The sequence below is a fragment of the Cupriavidus sp. 01L46 genome (genome assembly GCF_056399905.1).
On the sequence record NZ_JBFTSF010000071.1, the window covers coordinates 1 to 15,579 of the forward strand.

The 15,579-nt window shown below is 65.4% G+C and carries 15 protein-coding genes; 7 read left to right on the forward strand and 8 right to left on the reverse strand.

Annotated features, from left to right (window positions below; genetic code table 11):
* Positions 1-225 precede the first annotated feature (225 nt).
* Both AC1DS3_RS15075 and metK read right to left on the reverse strand, forming a co-directional pair.
* A complete protein-coding gene (locus tag AC1DS3_RS15075) occupies positions 226-1,179 on the reverse strand; it encodes a Kdo hydroxylase KdoO (RefSeq protein WP_441640843.1) in 954 nt (317 codons plus the stop codon).
* Between the two features lie 261 nt (positions 1,180-1,440).
* Positions 1,441-2,604, reverse strand: a complete 1,164-nt coding sequence (gene metK, locus AC1DS3_RS15080) for a methionine adenosyltransferase (protein WP_477127455.1) — start codon at positions 2,602-2,604, stop codon at positions 1,441-1,443.
* Between the two features lie 385 nt (positions 2,605-2,989).
* On the opposite strand from metK, the gene AC1DS3_RS15085 reads away from it, so the two are divergent.
* The 4 genes from AC1DS3_RS15085 to AC1DS3_RS15100 all read left to right on the forward strand — a co-directional run bounded on the left by AC1DS3_RS15085 (position 2,990) and on the right by AC1DS3_RS15100 (position 6,643).
* Positions 2,990-3,928 (forward strand): lysophospholipid acyltransferase family protein, encoded by a 939-nt coding sequence (locus AC1DS3_RS15085; protein ID WP_441640844.1) that lies wholly within the window; start codon positions 2,990-2,992, stop codon positions 3,926-3,928.
* Entirely contained in the window at positions 3,925-4,818 is an 894-nt protein-coding gene (locus tag AC1DS3_RS15090; protein WP_441640845.1) for a lipid A biosynthesis lauroyl acyltransferase, read from the forward strand. Before AC1DS3_RS15085 ends, AC1DS3_RS15090 begins: the two co-directional genes overlap by 4 nt.
* Before the next feature lie 100 nt (positions 4,819-4,918).
* Positions 4,919-5,785, forward strand: coding sequence for a diaminopimelate epimerase (gene dapF, locus AC1DS3_RS15095; RefSeq protein WP_477127456.1), 867 nt, complete (start codon positions 4,919-4,921; stop codon positions 5,783-5,785).
* Between the two features lie 48 nt (positions 5,786-5,833).
* Positions 5,834-6,643, forward strand: coding sequence for a polyphosphate kinase 2 family protein (locus tag AC1DS3_RS15100; RefSeq protein ID WP_441640847.1), 810 nt, complete (start codon positions 5,834-5,836; stop codon positions 6,641-6,643).
* A gap of 47 nt (positions 6,644-6,690) precedes the next feature.
* Here AC1DS3_RS15100 and AC1DS3_RS15105 read toward each other — a convergent pair whose 3' ends face one another.
* The 4 genes from AC1DS3_RS15105 to pyrE all read right to left on the reverse strand — a co-directional run bounded on the left by AC1DS3_RS15105 (position 6,691) and on the right by pyrE (position 10,687).
* The gene (locus AC1DS3_RS15105; RefSeq protein WP_441640893.1) at positions 6,691-7,908 is read right to left on the reverse strand and encodes a DUF3734 domain-containing protein; all 1,218 of its coding nucleotides are present in this window, start codon (positions 7,906-7,908) and stop codon (positions 6,691-6,693) included.
* Between the two features lie 275 nt (positions 7,909-8,183).
* Positions 8,184-8,966, reverse strand: coding sequence for a 3-hydroxybutyrate dehydrogenase (locus AC1DS3_RS15110; RefSeq protein ID WP_441640848.1), 783 nt, complete (start codon positions 8,964-8,966; stop codon positions 8,184-8,186).
* A 106-nt stretch (positions 8,967-9,072) separates the two neighbouring features.
* Complete coding sequence (locus tag AC1DS3_RS15115) at positions 9,073-9,813, reverse strand: acetoacetate decarboxylase (RefSeq protein WP_441640849.1); 741 nt, start codon at positions 9,811-9,813, stop codon at positions 9,073-9,075.
* A gap of 184 nt (positions 9,814-9,997) precedes the next feature.
* On the reverse strand, positions 9,998-10,687 hold the full coding sequence (pyrE, locus tag AC1DS3_RS15120; protein ID WP_477127457.1) for an orotate phosphoribosyltransferase: 690 nt from the start codon (positions 10,685-10,687) through the stop codon (positions 9,998-10,000).
* A 30-nt stretch (positions 10,688-10,717) separates the two neighbouring features.
* Here pyrE and AC1DS3_RS15125 point away from each other — a divergent pair, with 30 nt between their 5' ends.
* Both AC1DS3_RS15125 and argC read left to right on the forward strand, forming a co-directional pair.
* Positions 10,718-11,494 carry an exodeoxyribonuclease III gene (locus AC1DS3_RS15125; protein WP_477127458.1) on the forward strand — a complete coding sequence of 259 codons (777 nt, stop codon included), beginning with the start codon at positions 10,718-10,720 and terminating at the stop codon, positions 11,492-11,494.
* A gap of 230 nt (positions 11,495-11,724) precedes the next feature.
* On the forward strand, positions 11,725-12,672 hold the full coding sequence (argC, locus tag AC1DS3_RS15130) for an N-acetyl-gamma-glutamyl-phosphate reductase (protein ID WP_174426063.1): 948 nt from the start codon (positions 11,725-11,727) through the stop codon (positions 12,670-12,672).
* A gap of 98 nt (positions 12,673-12,770) precedes the next feature.
* Here the strand turns inward: argC and AC1DS3_RS15135 are convergent, their stop codons facing one another.
* Together AC1DS3_RS15135 and AC1DS3_RS15140 are read right to left on the reverse strand one after the other, a co-directional pair.
* Complete coding sequence (locus AC1DS3_RS15135) at positions 12,771-13,244, reverse strand: excinuclease ATPase (RefSeq protein WP_477127459.1); 474 nt, start codon at positions 13,242-13,244, stop codon at positions 12,771-12,773.
* Between the two features lie 75 nt (positions 13,245-13,319).
* Positions 13,320-14,318 carry a M48 family metallopeptidase gene (locus tag AC1DS3_RS15140; protein WP_477127460.1) on the reverse strand — a complete coding sequence of 333 codons (999 nt, stop codon included), beginning with the start codon at positions 14,316-14,318 and terminating at the stop codon, positions 13,320-13,322.
* A gap of 14 nt (positions 14,319-14,332) precedes the next feature.
* Here AC1DS3_RS15140 and AC1DS3_RS15145 point away from each other — a divergent pair, with 14 nt between their 5' ends.
* Positions 14,333-15,568 (forward strand): muropeptide transporter, encoded by a 1,236-nt coding sequence (locus AC1DS3_RS15145; protein WP_477127461.1) that lies wholly within the window; start codon positions 14,333-14,335, stop codon positions 15,566-15,568.
* Positions 15,569-15,579: the final 11 nt, after the last annotated feature.

Sequence of the window (15,579 nt, forward strand, 5' to 3'; positions counted from 1 at the left end):
AACCCGCGGATATCAGCGTGATCCACCGTCGAGACTTACTGCTACGTCGCCCTCCAGGAAATTGGGGAACAACATGCAACTGTGAAACTGAATCAAACCAATCTCGATTGACACGGGGGAGTCATATCAGCTAGGAGCCACTGGAAGCGGAGCCCTTGGTCTGGTACAGCGCGACGGCGTAACTACCACCCGCCCCGTAGCTCAAACCAAACCTCAGCCCACCAATCAGCCCACCACCATTGGCCGCCCCAGCATCCTCGCCAGCACGGCCTCGGGCGAATGCGTATGGTCCGAGATCGCTTTTGGCGACAGGTAGTAAGTCTGCTCCATCATGGCGCGGCCCCGCATAGCCGCATGCAGCACCTGGTCGCTGAATACGATCCAGGTCGACCCGGGCGGGAACTGAAATTCCTGCTGCGGCACATTGGCCTGATACTCCAGGTCGGCTTTCGCGAGATCGTGCAGCTGCAGCATCCGATGGTCGTACTCCGAGCGCCGGCGCTTGGTGATGTGCAGCATCTCCATCACCCGCGCCTGCCCCGGCCACATGCCCTTGGTCTTCGGCACGAAACGCTTGGCGAAATCGCCAAACGGCTCGCCCACCCGCCACACGCGCGGCGCCTGCGGGTCAATGTTGTGGAACACGCGCAGCAGCCGCTGGCCCAGCATCGGGTTGGACGGGAAGGAATCCACATGCAGCCGCGTGTCGTCCTTGCGCCAGCTCACCGGCCGCCCGGCGATCTCGCTCGGGCGCAGGGAGGTGCCGGCGCGCACCATATGCGGGCCATATTCAGGGAACAGGCTGAGCACCAGCTTCTCGCTGTACTCGGCATAGCGGCGAATCAGCACGTACAGGTCTTTCAGGTCCTGCTCGCCGCCCGTCGCACCGCGCACGGCCTGGTCGTTGGCGCGCAGGTTGATGTTCTTTGACTTGCCGTCCGACCAGCGGCTGTCCAGGAAACGCGCCTCGCCAGGCTCGAACTGGAAGCGCAGCTGGGGGAAGAACAGCACGGCGCCCTGCTCCAGTTCGCGGCGCAACCCTGCCTTGGTGCCGGCATCGAGCTGCGGAGCCCACTCGGTATAGGGCTGGGGCCGGATCAGGTTGAACGCGGGCGCGGCCGCCCCGGGCGCAGTGGCGGGGGTGGGCGTGGAAGGGGTAAGGGTCGAATCAAGTGACATTGGGCATCCTCGGTATGCGGGCTCCGGCGGTCTTGGGCGCGCATGCGCGCACCGCGGCAGGCGAACAAAGCGCCACTCGCCGGGCCGCCTTGCCATCCCGCGATTCTACCCTCGCGGCCATGGCGCGCCACGCCCTGCCTTGCCCCGCTTGATCCAGGACAAGGCCGTGGCAAGCCAGGAATGCCACCGCGAGCGCGAAAAAAAACACCGCCCGAAGGCGGTGTTGGGCRGTGCTTCTCCGATGCGAGGTTCGCGGCAGCCTTACAGGCCGGCAGCCGCGCGCAGCAGCGCGACCTTGTCGGTTGCTTCCCACGAGAATTCCGGCTCTTCGCGGCCAAAGTGGCCGTAGGCAGCGGTCTTCTCGTAGATCGGGCGCAGCAGGTCAAGCATCTGCACGATGCCCTTCGGGCGCAGGTCGAAGTGGTCTTGCACCAGCGCGGCGATCGCCTCGTCGGAGATCTTGCCCGTGCCTTCGGTGTACACCGTCACATTGATCGGGCGTGCCACGCCGATGGCGTAGCTGACCTGCACCTGGCACTGGCGCGCCAGGCCGGCGGCAACCACGTTCTTGGCGACGTAGCGGGCAGCATAGGCTGCCGAGCGGTCGACCTTGGACGGATCCTTGCCAGAGAATGCACCGCCACCGTGGGGCGAAGCGCCGCCATAGGTATCGACGATGATCTTGCGGCCGGTCAGGCCGCAATCGCCTTGCGGGCCGCCGATGACGAAGCGGCCGGTCGGGTTCACCAGGTACTTGGTGTCCTTGAGCATCTCGGCCGGCAGCACCGGCTTGATGATTTCCTCGATCACGGCTTCGCGGATCTGCGCCTGGGTGATATCCGGCGAATGCTGGGTCGACAGCACCACGGTATCCACGCTGTGCGGGCGGCCGTCAACGTAACGCACGGTCACCTGCGACTTGGCGTCCGGACGCAGCCAGGGCAGGCGGCCATCGCGGCGCAGTTGCGACTGGCGCTCGACCAGGCGGTGCGAATAGTAGATCGGGAAAGGCATCAGCTCCGGCGTTTCATCGCAGGCGTAGCCAAACATCAGGCCTTGGTCGCCGGCGCCCTGGTTCAGGTAGTCGTCGGAGGCGCGGTCCACGCCCTGGGCGATGTCGGGCGATTGCTTGTCGTAAGCGACCAGCACTGCACAGCCCTTGTAGTCGATGCCGTATTCGGTGTTGTCGTAGCCGATGCGCTTGATGGTGTCGCGCGCAACTTGGATGTAGTCGACGTTGGCAGTCGTGGTGATTTCCCCGGCCAGGACAACCAGGCCGGTGTTGMACAGCGTTTCAGCGGCCACGCGCGCGTACTTGTCCTGGGCCAGGATGGCATCGAGGACAGCGTCGGAAATTTGGTCGGCGACCTTATCGGGATGGCCTTCGGAGACGGATTCCGAAGTGAACAAGAAGTCGTTTGCCACGAACTTTTCTCCAGGTTTGGCTATTGCGCGCCAACCTCTAAGCCCGGGCGGCGACGCTTTAGCGGTATTTTCATGCCGTTCCGGTAGAACGGTATCGCCCCGCAAGTTGTCAGTTAACTCGGCGATACGCGCTATTATACGCGCCTGCAAGCTACGCTGCAGCACCCCGGTTATCTGGCACACCTGCCAAATACCGGATTGCTGTCGCGGCCAGGCCGCGCCACCCAATCGGCGACGCGGCTCCGGCCTGGCGCGAGCCCGCAGGCAATGCAAGCCGTACGGTGGGCCCGTAACAACACCAGATTCATTTTGATTGCCCACTAACGGCAGCGCCCGGCAAAACATTAATGACCTACCCGGCCCGCCGGGCCGCTATCGCAATTCGATGACCTTCCTGTTCTGGCTGATTTCCCGCTTGCCGCTCTCTTGGCTGCACGCCATTGGCGGTGCGCTCGGATTGCTGGCGGCACGCCTGCCAGGACGTTATGGCACGCGGCTAAGGGAAAACCTTCGCCATGCCTACCCCGACGCCAGCGACGCGATGGTGGCGCAGGCGGCCCGCTCGACGGGCCGCATGATCCTGGAAATGCCCTATTTCTGGAGCCGGCGCAATCCCGAGGCGCGCATGTACGGCTTTGCCGACCGGCTCTGGCCGGAACTCGACAAGCTGATGGCACAGGGCCGCGGGCTGATCATCCTGGTGCCGCACCTTGGCTGCTTCGAAGTGCTTCCACAGGCATTTGCCCTGCGGCATCCGGTCACGGCCTTGTACAAGCCGCCGCACCAGGCCTGGCTGCGCGACTGGATCGTCAAGATGCGCACGCGCCCTAACCTGGCCATGGCACCAGCGCAGCCGCGCGGCGTGCGCATGCTGGTCAAGGCACTCAAGCGGGGCGAGGCCATCGGCATCCTGCCCGATCAGGTCCCAACCGGCGGCGAAGGCGCCTGGGCGCCGTTCTTCGGCAAGCCGGCCTACACCATGACGCTGGTGCAGCGCCTGCAGCAACTCACGGGCGCGCCTATCGCGGTGATTTTTGCAGAGCGCCTGCCGCGTGGCGCCGGCTACCTCGGCCATATGCAGATCATCAAAGACCCGCTGCCCGATGACCAGGCCGAAGCCGTCGCGGTGATCAACGCGGCCGTCGAGAAGCTGGTGAAGGCATGCCCGACGCAGTACCTGTGGGGCTACAACCGCTACAAGCGTCCGGGCGGCGCTGAGCTGCCGCCCGCGGAGCCACCTCGCGCGCCCGCCGCCAATGCCTCGCGCAACCCCCTGGACGTGCCGGCACCGGCACCCGACTCTCTCTCCAACGACCAACGATGAGCCGTATTTTGACCTGGCTTGGCATCGGCCTCCTGACCGTGCTGGGCAAGCTTCCCTATCCGCTCGTGGCACGCTTCGGCGAAGGCCTGGGCAGCCTGCTCTATCTCATTCCCAGCAGCCGGCGCCGCGTGGTGCAGACCAACCTGCGCCTGTGCTTTCCCGAGCGGACCGACGCCGAGATCGAAACGCTCTCGCGGCAGACCTTCCGCACCGTCTTTCGCAGCTTTGCCGAGCGCGGCATCTTCTGGACCGGCAGCGAGGCGCAGATGCGCCGCTGGGTCCAGATCGACGACCAGGCCAACCTGGTGGCGCTGGACGGCACGCCCCACATCCTCGTCACGCTGCATCTCTCCGGCGTCGAAGCTGGCGCGATCCGCCTCACCATCCACCTGCGCGAGCACGTCAAACGCTCCGGCGCGTCGCTCTACACCAAGCAGAAGAACGACCTGTTCGACGGGTTCCTCAAGCACGCGCGCGGCCGCTTCGGCGCCAAGATGATCGCCCGCAACGACAGCGCGCGCGACATCATCCGCTGCCTGCGCAAGGGCGAGGCCCTGCAGCTGATCGCCGACATGGACTTCGGCGAGCGCGACTCGGAGTACATCCCGTTCTTTGGCGTGGAGGCCCTGACCCTGACCTCGGTTTCACGCCTGGCGCGGCTGACGGGGGCCAAGGTTGTGCCGATCTATACCGAAATGCTGCCCGACTACCGGGGCTACGTGCTGCGTATCCTGCCGGCTTGGGAAAACTACCCCGGCGACAGCGTGACCGAAGACACCCGGCGCATGAATGCCTTCTTCGAAGACTGCATCCGCCCCCGCGTGACTGAGTATTACTGGGTGCACAAGCGCTTCAAGCACCGCCCCGACGGCGAGCGCGAAAACTACTGACCACGTGGGCGCGGCGGCGGCATCGCCAGGCAAACATGCAGCCCGCGCCACCCTCGACACGCCGCCAGCAAGCGCCGGACGGCCCGACTACAATCGCACTATGAAACTCCAGTTCACCAAGATGCACGGCGCCGGCAACGACTTCGTCGTGCTTGACGGCATCCACCAGACCCTGAACCTGAGCCCGGCCCAGTGGCGCGCGCTCGCCAGCCGGCATTTCGGCGTGGGCGCCGACCAGATCCTGGTGGTCGAGAAACCCACCCGGGACGACGTCGACTTTCGCTACCGCATCTTCAACGCCGACGGCGGCGAGGTGGAGCACTGCGGCAATGGCGCGCGCTGCTTCGTGCGCTTCGTCACCGACCACGGCCTGACTGACAAGCGCTCGGTGCGCGTGCAGGTGATGAACGGCGTGATCACCTTGACGCTGCAGGACGACGGCCAGGTCACGGTCGACATGGGTGCGCCGGAACTAGAACCCGCCCGCGTGCCGTTCCGTCCCGAAGGCCTGCCGACCAAGGCCGAAGGCCGCGATACGCTGTACGGACTGGAAGTAAACGGCCGCACCGGGTGGATTTCGGCAGTCTCGATGGGCAACCCCCACGCGGTGCAGGTGGTGGACAACACCGAGGCGTTCCCGGTGCTGCAGGACGGCCCCATCATCGARCACCACGCGAGCTTCCCCAACCGCGTCAACGCCGGCTTCATGCAGGTGGTGGAGCGCCACACGATCCGCCTGCGCGTGTTCGAGCGCGGGGCCGGCGAAACCCTGGCCTGCGGCACGGGCGCATGCGCGGCGGTCGTCGCCGGCATTCGCCGCGGCCTGCTGGACTCGCCGGTGCTGGTGCACACCCATGGCGGCGACCTGACGATTGCCTGGGACGGCGAAGGCGAGCCGGTACGCATGACCGGCCCTGCGACCACGGTGTTCGAAGGCAGCATTGACCTGGACCGGCTGCCTGCCTGACCATAGGGGCTTGCGGCCAGCCACGGCCGCGCCCTCTATGGAGTGCCAATGTCGCTCGCCGATTTCCGCATCACCTCGGGCAAGAACTTCAGCCTGGCCGACTTCAACCCCGAGGCCAAGCCGTTCTCCAGCGGCGACAAGGCCGCCGACCAGGCCCGCCTCATCGAACTGAGCACCCAGCTCGACGCGCAGCAGGACATCTTCTATGCCGAGCACCAGCGCAAGCTGCTGATCGTGCTGCAAGGCATGGACACCAGCGGCAAGGATGGCACCGTGCGCGGCGTCTTTCGCAGCTTCGACCCGCTCGGCATCCGCGTCGTCAGCTTCAAATCCCCCACCGCCGAAGAACTCGCGCACGACTACCTGTGGCGCATCCATGCCCAGGTACCGCGCGCCGGCGAGATCGTGGTCTTCAACCGCAGCCACTACGAAGACGTGCTGATCACGCGCGTGCACGAGTGGATCGACGAAGCCGAATGCGAGCGCCGCTACAAGCAGCTACGGGCATTCGAGACGATGCTGCTGGAAACCGGCACCACCATCGTCAAGTGCTTCCTGCATATTTCCAAGGACGAGCAGAAGGCCCGGCTGGAAGCGCGGCTGGCGGATCCGCAGAAGCATTGGAAGTTCGACCCGAAGGATCTGGAAGAGCGGCAGTACTGGAAAAACTACGAGACGGCCTATGAGGCCGCCGTTGCCGCGACCAGCACGCCGGAAGCGCCGTGGTATATCGTGCCCGCGAATTCGAAGTCGCACCGGAACCTGATGGTGGCGGAGATCCTGATGGCGGTGTTCGAGAAATTGAAGCCGGCGTATCCGCCGGGAAAACCGGCATTGGCGAAGCTGAAGGTGGTCTGAGGCACCAGGGCGACGCGAAGGGACCAGGCCAGCCCCTTCGCGTTGAGTCAGGCATGCCCGTTGCCGCGATGGATGTCGTGCGTGACAAACGGCTTCTCGTGCGTCGGCATGGCCAGCCACTCCGGATGTTTCAGCGTTTCCCGGATGTCGTCCAGCCCGCTGGTCCAGTGCTCGTTCATCGTCAGCAAGCCAAACTGATAATCCTTGGCGTTGCCTTCAAACGTCTTGTCGCGGTAGATCAGCTGGATCACGTTGCGGCGCGCATCGCATGCGTACTCCGCCGCCTTGCGGTACCAGTCGTTGTTACGCTGCCCCTGCGGCACCAGCGCCATCACTTCGCTCAGCATGCGCCGGTAGTTCTGCTGCTCGCTCATGTAATCCGTGATGGTGCGCGTGCGGCTGGAGTACTGGATGTCTTTCTGCCGCTCGGCCACGTCCAGCAGGTTGTGCGGCAGCTTGCCCCGCGCGCTCCACAAGTCCACCTGGAAGATCAGCGCGTCGCGCCGGGGCTGGGCCGTCAGCACTTCAGACAGCGGCGTGTTGGACACCAGGCCGCCATCCCAATAGAACTCGCCATCGATCTCCACCGCGGGRAAGCCGGGCGGCAATGCGCCGGAGGCCATGAAATGCTCGGCATGCAGTTTGCGCCGGGTGTTGTCGAAATAGGCGAAATTGCCGGTCCGCACATTCACCGCGCCCACCGACACGCGCATCTCGTTATGGTGCGAGTTGATGCGGTCAAAATCGGCAAAGCGCTCCAGCGTGGCCTTGAGCGGGCTTGTATCGTAATAGCTGGCATTGGCGGGCCCGCACTGGCGCTCCACCAGGCTGGACCACGGACGCGGCTGGAAGAAGCCCCGCTGGCCCTCGAAGATGGCACGCGCGGCCTCGATGCCATCGAACCAGATGCGCAGCGGATCAGGCCAGTGCGCGGCGCCCTGTGCTGCCACCTCGTAGGGCAGCAGGCTGGGCAGCCAGGGCTGCTGGCAGATGTAGTCCCAGAAGGCACGCAACTGCTCGACCCTGCGCTCGGGCGCATTGCCCGCGATCACCGCTGCGTTCAGCGCGCCGATTGAAATCCCGGCCACCCAGTTAGGCTGGATGCCCGCCTCGGCCAGCCCCTGGTACACGCCCGCCTGATACGAGCCGAGCGCGCCACCGCCCTGCAGTACCAACGCCCTGACCGTGTATTCATGGTGAACCGGCCGCCTGCGGCCGGCGCCCTCGGGCGCGAGGTCCGGCGGCGCGCAGCCGCCGGGAGGCAGGAGGTTGGGCTCCGGCTCTCGTAGCGCTTCGGGCTTTAGCGCCTCGCGTTTGAGCGTGGGCGCCGCCGGGTTCGCGACCACGGCCGCCGCGGCGCTTTTTACAGCCTGCTTCGGCGTGCCCTTTTTCTGTGCCGCTGTATTTTCCTGTGCCACTTTATCCAGCTTCTGCCGACGTCCACCTGCCACGACCCCTCCTTGATGACGTTGCTTTCCGACCTTGCATGCGGCCATGCCGGCCGGGCGGCGGTACCGCCACCCGGCCGCTTTTTTGCCGCTTACTGCATGTACCAGCCGTGGCTGACGATAAAGGACTGCCCGGTCAGCGCCGCCGACGGGAAGGCGCACAGGAACAGCGCGGTCTGCGCCACGTCGTCCACGGTGGTGAAGACGCCGTCCACGGTGCCGCCGAGCATGACGCGGCGAATCACCTCTTCTTCGCTGATGCCAAGCTCCTTGGCTTGTTCCGGAATCTGCTTGTCGACCAGCGGCGTGCGCACGAAACCCGGACAGATCACGTGCGAGCGCACGTTGTACTCCGCCCCTTCCTTGGCCAGCACGCGCGCCAGGCCAAGCAGCGCATGCTTGGCGGCAACGTATGCGGACTTCAGTGGCGAGGCCTCGTGCGAATGCACCGAGCCCATGTAGATCACGGTGCCGCCGCGCTTGTCCTTGTACATATGCTGGAGCGCGGCCTTGGTGGTGAGAAAGGCGCCATCGACGTGGATGGCCTGCATCTTCTTCCAGTCGGAGAAGGCGTAGTTCTGGATCGGGTTGACGATCTGGATGCCGGCGTTGGAGATCAGGATGTCGATGCCGCCAAACGCCTTGGCCACCTCCTCGGTAGCGCTGTTGACCGCGTCCTCGTTGGTCACGTCCATCGCCACGGCGATGGCGCGCCCGCCGGCAGCTTCGATATCGGCGGCGGCCTTCTGCGCAGCCTCGAGATTCAGGTCGGCGATGGCGACCGCAGCGCCTTCCTTGGCCAGCAGCTCAGCAATGGCGCGGCCGATGCCGCTGGCAGCGCCGGTCACGATGGCGGATTTTCCTTGGAGCTTCATGGACGTTTCTCCTGTCTGGATGATTCAGGTTAGCCGGGCCGGCCGGATGGGCCGGGACCGATGGAAACCGATGGAAACCGTTGAAAATCGTTGGATGCGTGGCCGCTCAGGCCAGGTAGTCGAACACCACCTCGCCCAGCCCCAGGGTGAGGTCGGCAACGTAATGCTTGGCGCCGAGGACTTCCAGCACCGGAAGGCCAGCCACCGGCGCGAGCGCATGGGGCGACAGCGACAGCGCCGCCGGCCCGGTCCAGGCGCCTTTCATCTGCACGTCTTTCAGGAAGTAGCAGACCAGCTCGCAGATGCGAGCGGAGCCGTCCACGTGCGGAATGATCTTGAGCAGGTAGTTGGGCGTGCTCGCCAGCGCCAGGCCCAGCGCGTCCTTGTCGAGCTCGCGGTGCTTGTAGCCCATCGTGCCGGTGGCGACGCGCACCGGGCCATAGTCGAGCGTGCCGACCAGCGTATCGGTGTGAACCGCCAGCGTGGGGCTGGCCAGCTTCTTCGGAAAGCCCCATAGCTCGCGCCCGCCCGCCAGTGGCGGATGGTCGTCGAGGTACATCGCGTGGGTGTAGTTGCCGGGCTTGCCCTGGTAGGTGACGGGAATCACCTGGCCCGATTCGGTGTAATCGCCAAACCCGGTGGAGTCTGGCATGCGGATGAATTCGTAGTTGACCACCGCGTCGGCGATCTCGAGGGGTTCCGGCACCACCGCGCGCAACAGCTCGGGATCCGTACGGTAGGAGATGATGAAGAATTCGCGATGGATGAAGCGGTACGGCCCCATCGGATAGGCCGGATTGGTGAGCGGCATGGCGAATGCCTGCTCGCGGATCGTCTTGATGTCCATCGCCAGCCAACCTCCTGAAGAGATGCTGCGCCGCCTTGCCGGGCGGCAAGGCGAATCGCTGGCGTCCCCGGGTATCCGGGGGCCGGCCAGCGAGATCAGTCAGACCGGCGATTTTCCTGCGCGGTTCCCTGTTATCTGCTGCATTGCGACAAAGAGCTGCAAGCGGCAGGCAACAGATTCCAGACTATACGCCGTAGCGCTGCCGATAGGCAGCCACTGCCTCGCGCGAGCCGCCCAGCGCGGGATCCTGCGATGCGTCCAGGTAAGCAAGCAGGTCCTTCAGGCTGGCGATGGAGATCACCGGCACGCCATATTCGCGCTGCACATCCTGCACTGCAGAATGCGTCCCGACCTGGTCGGCGGTGCCACTTTTTTCCATGCGGTCGAGCGCGATCAGCACTGCGGYCGGCTCCGCGCCAGCCGCGCGGATCATCGCCATCGACTCGCGCACCGAGGTGCCGGCCGAGATCACGTCGTCGATGATCACGACCTTGCCCTGCAGCTTGGCGCCCACCAGCGTGCCGCCCTCGCCGTGGTCCTTGGCTTCCTTGCGGTTGTAGGCGAAGCCGACGTCACGTCCAAGCCCGGCCAGCGCCACCGCGGTGGCGGACGCCAGCGTGATGCCTTTGTAGGCCGGCCCGAACAGCACGTCGAACTCCAATCCGGATGCCAGCAGGGTTTTCGCATAGAATTGCGCCACCTGGCCCAGCATCGCACCCTGGTTGAACAGGCCTGCATTGAAGAAGTACGGCGACTTGCGGCCCGCTTTGGTCACGAATTCGCCGAAGGACAGTACGCCAGCGTCGAGCGCGAAGCGGATGAAGGTCTGGCTCAGGTCGCCAGCGCCGGGCTGCGGCGTCGTCTGCTGCGTCATCTTTTCTCTCTGATTTCAAAATTTCCCGAGATGTTACGGATTATCAGCGCCAACCTCAACGGCATCCGCTCCGCGGCCAAGAAAGGCTTTTTCGAATGGATGGGCAAGCAGGACGCCGACATGGTCTGCGTCCAGGAGCTCAAGGCGCAGGCTGCCGACATGACGGAAGCGTTCCTGGCGCCACACGGCTACCACGGCTACTTCCATTATGCGGAGAAAAAAGGCTATAGCGGTGTCGGCCTTTACACGCGCCACAAGCCGGAGCGGGTGATCACCGGTTTCGGCGTMGACGAGTTCGATAACGAAGGCCGTTATGTCGAGGTGCAGTATCCGCACCTTGCCGTGATCTCGGTCTATGTGCCCTCCGGCTCCAGCGGGGAAGAGCGCCAGCAGGCGAAGTTCCGCTTCATGGAAGCCTTCCTGCCCCACCTGCTGCAGCTCAAGGCCAGCGGGCGCGAGATCGTGCTGTGCGGCGACGTCAACATCGCCCACAAGGAAATCRACATCAAGAACTGGAAGGGTAACCTGAAGAACTCAGGCTTCCTGCCGGAGGAGCGCGGCTGGATCGGCGAGCTGTTCGACGTGCACGGCTATGTGGACGTGTTCCGCAAGCTGGACCCGCGCCCCGAGCAGTACACCTGGTGGAGCAACCGCGGCCAGGCCTATGCGAAGAACGTCGGGTGGCGCATCGATTACCATCTGGCCACGACGAAGATCGCCGAGACCGCGCGAGCCACGTCGATCTACAAGGACGAGAAGTTCAGCGATCACGCGCCACTGTCGATCGACTACGACTTCCCGCTGTAGCTGGTACGGCCGAGGGCGCACCGGCTACGCCGTGCGCACCTCATCCAGCACTTCCAGCAGCGCCGAGACCGCGGGAACGATGCCCGTTTCGCCCTTGTCCATATCGGATACGTCGGGGCACGTCGGGGCACATCGCGCTTGTCCTGCACCAGTTCCCCCCAACGTAGTTACAATGCTGCTTCCCATCCGATTCCGGCATGGGACCTTTCGTATTTCCGAGTGAGTCCGCCATGGTTTTCAAAGTGTTCGTAGATGGTCAGGAAGGCACCACCGGTCTCCGGTTGCTCGACTATCTCTCCGGCCGTTCCGATGTGGAGCTGCTGCGTATCGCCGATGACAAGCGCAAGGACCCGGCCGAACGAGCACGCTTTCTGAATGCTGCCGACGTCGCTTTCCTGTGCCTGCCCGACGTTGCCTCCCGCGAGGCCGTGGCGCTGGTGACCAACCCCAATACCTGTGTGATCGACGCCAGCACGGCGTTCCGCACCACGGACAGCTGGGCCTACGGCTTGCCGGAACTCACGCGCGGCCAGCGCGAGAAGATCCGCACCAGCAAGCGCATCGCGGTGCCGGGCTGCCACGCCAGCGCCTTCCTGATGGCGGTGCGCCCGCTGGTGGAAGCCGGCGTGATGCAGGCCGACTACCCGGTCTCCGCGTTCTCGCTGACCGGCTATAGCGGCGGCGGCAAGCAGATGATTGCCGAGTTCGAAGCCGGCGGTAACCCGAAGCTGGACAGCCCGCGCCCCTACTCGCTTGGCCTCGCGCACAAGCACCTGCCCGAGATGCGCGTGCAGGCCGGCCTGGCGCAGGCGCCGATCTTCAACCCGATCGTCGGCAACTTCCTCAAGGGCCTGGCCGTGACGGTGCCGGTGTACCCGGATCGCCTGGCGCGCAAGGTCACGCCGGAACAGATCGCCGATCTGTACCGCAAGCACTACGAAGGCGAGCAGTTCGTGCGCGTGATGCCGGTGGGCGACGAGGCCAACCTGGACGGCGGCTTCTTCGACGTGCAGGCCAGCAACGACACCAACCGCGTGGACCTGTTCGTGTTCGGCTCGGCCGAGCGCATCGTGCTGATGGCGCGCCTGGACAACCTGGGCAAGGGCGCTGCCGGCGCTGCGGTGCAATGCATGAACGTGCATGTCGGCGCGGACGAGGCGACTGGCCTGAGCGCCTGATCCGCTCAAGCGCTAATGCCGCGGCACCAGCCGCGCGCATGAAAAAAAGCCGGCGATGGTTTCGCCGGCTTTTTTTCGCCCCCGGGAAATCCCTTCGGTCAGATCCCGGCCTTGACCACGATGCCCTTGAGCGCGACGCCGAGGTAGGCGCTGCCCTTGGCGCAGACGTAGGTGCTGTCGCTGGCGGTCTCGTCGTCCTTCCAGTTGCTGCGGATATCGACCACGGCGTTGCCGCCTTCCTTGGTCGCGCGCTGCTGCAGTTCCTGCACCGCCTGGATGAAGATGGTGGCACACAGTTCCTCGTCGCCCGGCGGCGGCGGGCCACCGGTGGAACGGCTGTTGTCGATAGGCCGGCGCATGCGCTTGACCGTCTTGAAAGACTGGCCGTCCTGCGCGCCCGGCAGCTTGTTGAAACCGAACAGCAGCCTGATCGACGGGTCCACGCGCTCCTTGGCCCCCGGTGTCGCCAGCGCCTTGTCGATCGGCATGCTCAGCAGCTGGTCGGCCGCCTGCGCGCTGCCGCCTGCCAGCAACGCGCCGGCCATCAGGCTGAATCGCACACAACGCTTCATGGTCTTCTCCTCATTGCCCCGGTTCGATGGTTTTATCGTACAGGATCCGCCATAAAGAGCGCCTCTCGGGCGTCTTTACTTTTTTAGTGGCTTTTGCCGGTCGTCGTCGCCGCTGTCGACCGGCGCGCCGCTCAGGTTGGCCATATTGGCCCGATAGGACGGCAACTGGCCGACGCTGGAATCGATCGCGCGCGCGTAAAGCGGMAACACCTCGGGCAGGTGCTTCTCCAGCTCAGCGATGCGGGTGCGGCCCGACGGATGGGTGGAGAGGAACTCCGAGCCCGACTGCGCCGACGATTGCGAGACCGCCCCCATCTTTTGCCACAGCGACACGGCGGCGCGCGGGTCGTAGCCAGCACGCGCGGCGATGTCCATGCCGACCAGGTCGGCCTCGGTCTCGTCCGAGCGCGAGAACCGCAGCGTGAGCAGCTGCGCTCCGGTGCCCAGGGCCATATTGCCGAGATTGCCGAAGCCGAACAACTGCGAGATCACGTTGGCGCCCAGGTTGGTGATCTCGGACTTGGCCGCCCGCTCGCGCGCATGCTCCTGCAGCGCGTGGGCGATTTCGTGCCCCATCACCATGGCAACTTCGTCATCGGTCAGCTTGAGCTGATCGAGCAGGCCGGAGTAGAAAGCGATCTTGCCGCCGGGCATGCAGAACGCATTGACCTGCTTGGAGTTGATCAGGTTGACTTCCCACTTCCATTGCTTCGCGCGCTCGTTCCAGCGCGGGGTCTGCGGCAGGATGCGCTTGGCGATGGCGCGCAGGCGCACCAGTTGCGGGTTGTTGTCGCCGGCCAGGGTCTTCTTGGCCTGCGCCTCCTCCTTGAGTTGCTCATACTCCTGCGAGGCCTGCTGCTCGATGACCTCGACCGGCACGATCTGGCGGATGGACGCGCCGCCGCGTTGCACGCGGATGCCATCTTCAGCGTCCTGCGGCTGGGCCTGGCCCTGGGCCTGGACCGCGTTCATGCTCAGCGCGGCGCTGGCCGCCAGCGCCAGCGCGGCCAGTCGACGTGGCAACGCAATCCCGGCCCGCTGGTGGCGGTACTGACAACGCTGGCGATCGGACATGGACGATTCCTTGGATGATTTTCCGCAATCGCCGCATCGGCGCCATGCTCACGCTGGGCTTCGCGTCCGGGCTGCCGCTGGCACTCACCTCCGGCACGTTGCAGGCCTGGATGACGGTGGAAGGGCTGGATATCAAGACCATCGGCTTCTTCTCGCTGGTGGGCCAGGCCTACATCTTCAAGTTCCTGTGGGCCCCGCTGATGGACCGCTATACGCCGCCGCTGCTTGGCCGGCGCCTCGGCTGGCTGCTGGTGACCCAGATCGGCCTGGTGCTGGGCATCGCGGGCATGGCCTTCTGCCCGCCGCACGAGGCGCTGTGGACACTGGCGGCGCTGGCCACGCTGGTGGCCTTCTTGTCCGCCTCGCAGGACATCGTGTTCGACGCCTACGGCACAGACGTGCTGCGCGCGCCGGAGCGTGGCGTGGGAGCGGCGGTCAAGGTGCTGGGCTACCGGCTGGCGATGCTGGTATCGGGCGGGCTGGCACTGTGGCTGGCCGACCGCGTGATGGGCTGGCAGCAGATGTACCTGCTGATGGCGGGGTTGATGGGCATCGGCATCGTCAGCCTGCTGTGGGCGCCCGAGGCGGAATCGCCAGCGCGCACGCCGCGCTCCATGGAGGAAGCCATCCTGGGCCCGCTGCGCGACTTCTTCTCGCGCCCGGGCGCCTGGTGGCTGCTGCTGCTGATCGTGCTCTACAAGCTGGGCGATGCGTTTGCCGGCAGCCTGTCCACCACCTTCCTGATCCGCGGCGTGGGCTTTTCGGCCGGTGAAGTCGGCCTGGTCAACAAGACGCTAGGGCTGGCCGCCACCATTGTGGGCGCGCTGTTCGGCGGCACGCTGATGGTGCGCCTGGGCCTGTACCGCTCGCTGATGCTGTTCGGCATCTTGCAGGGGGTGTCCAACCTCGGCTACTGGATCCTGGCGGTGACGCCGCCGCACCTGTGGACCATGGGCGCCACCATCGCAGTGGAGAACCTCTGTGGCGGCATGGGCACGGCGGCCTTCGTGGCGCTGCTGATGACGCTGTGCAACCGCTCGTTCTCGGCCACCCAGTACGCGCTGCTCTCGGCGCTGGCCTCGGTCGGGCGCGTCTATGTTGGCCCCAGCTCGGGCTACCTGGTGGAGGCTTTTGGCTGGCCGGCGTTTTACCTGAGCACCGTGGTGGCGGCGGTGCCCGGCGTGGTGCTGCTATGGGCGATGCGCAACACCGTGCATCGCTACGAAGCCAGGGCCCGCGCCGCGGCCTAGCCCCCCACACC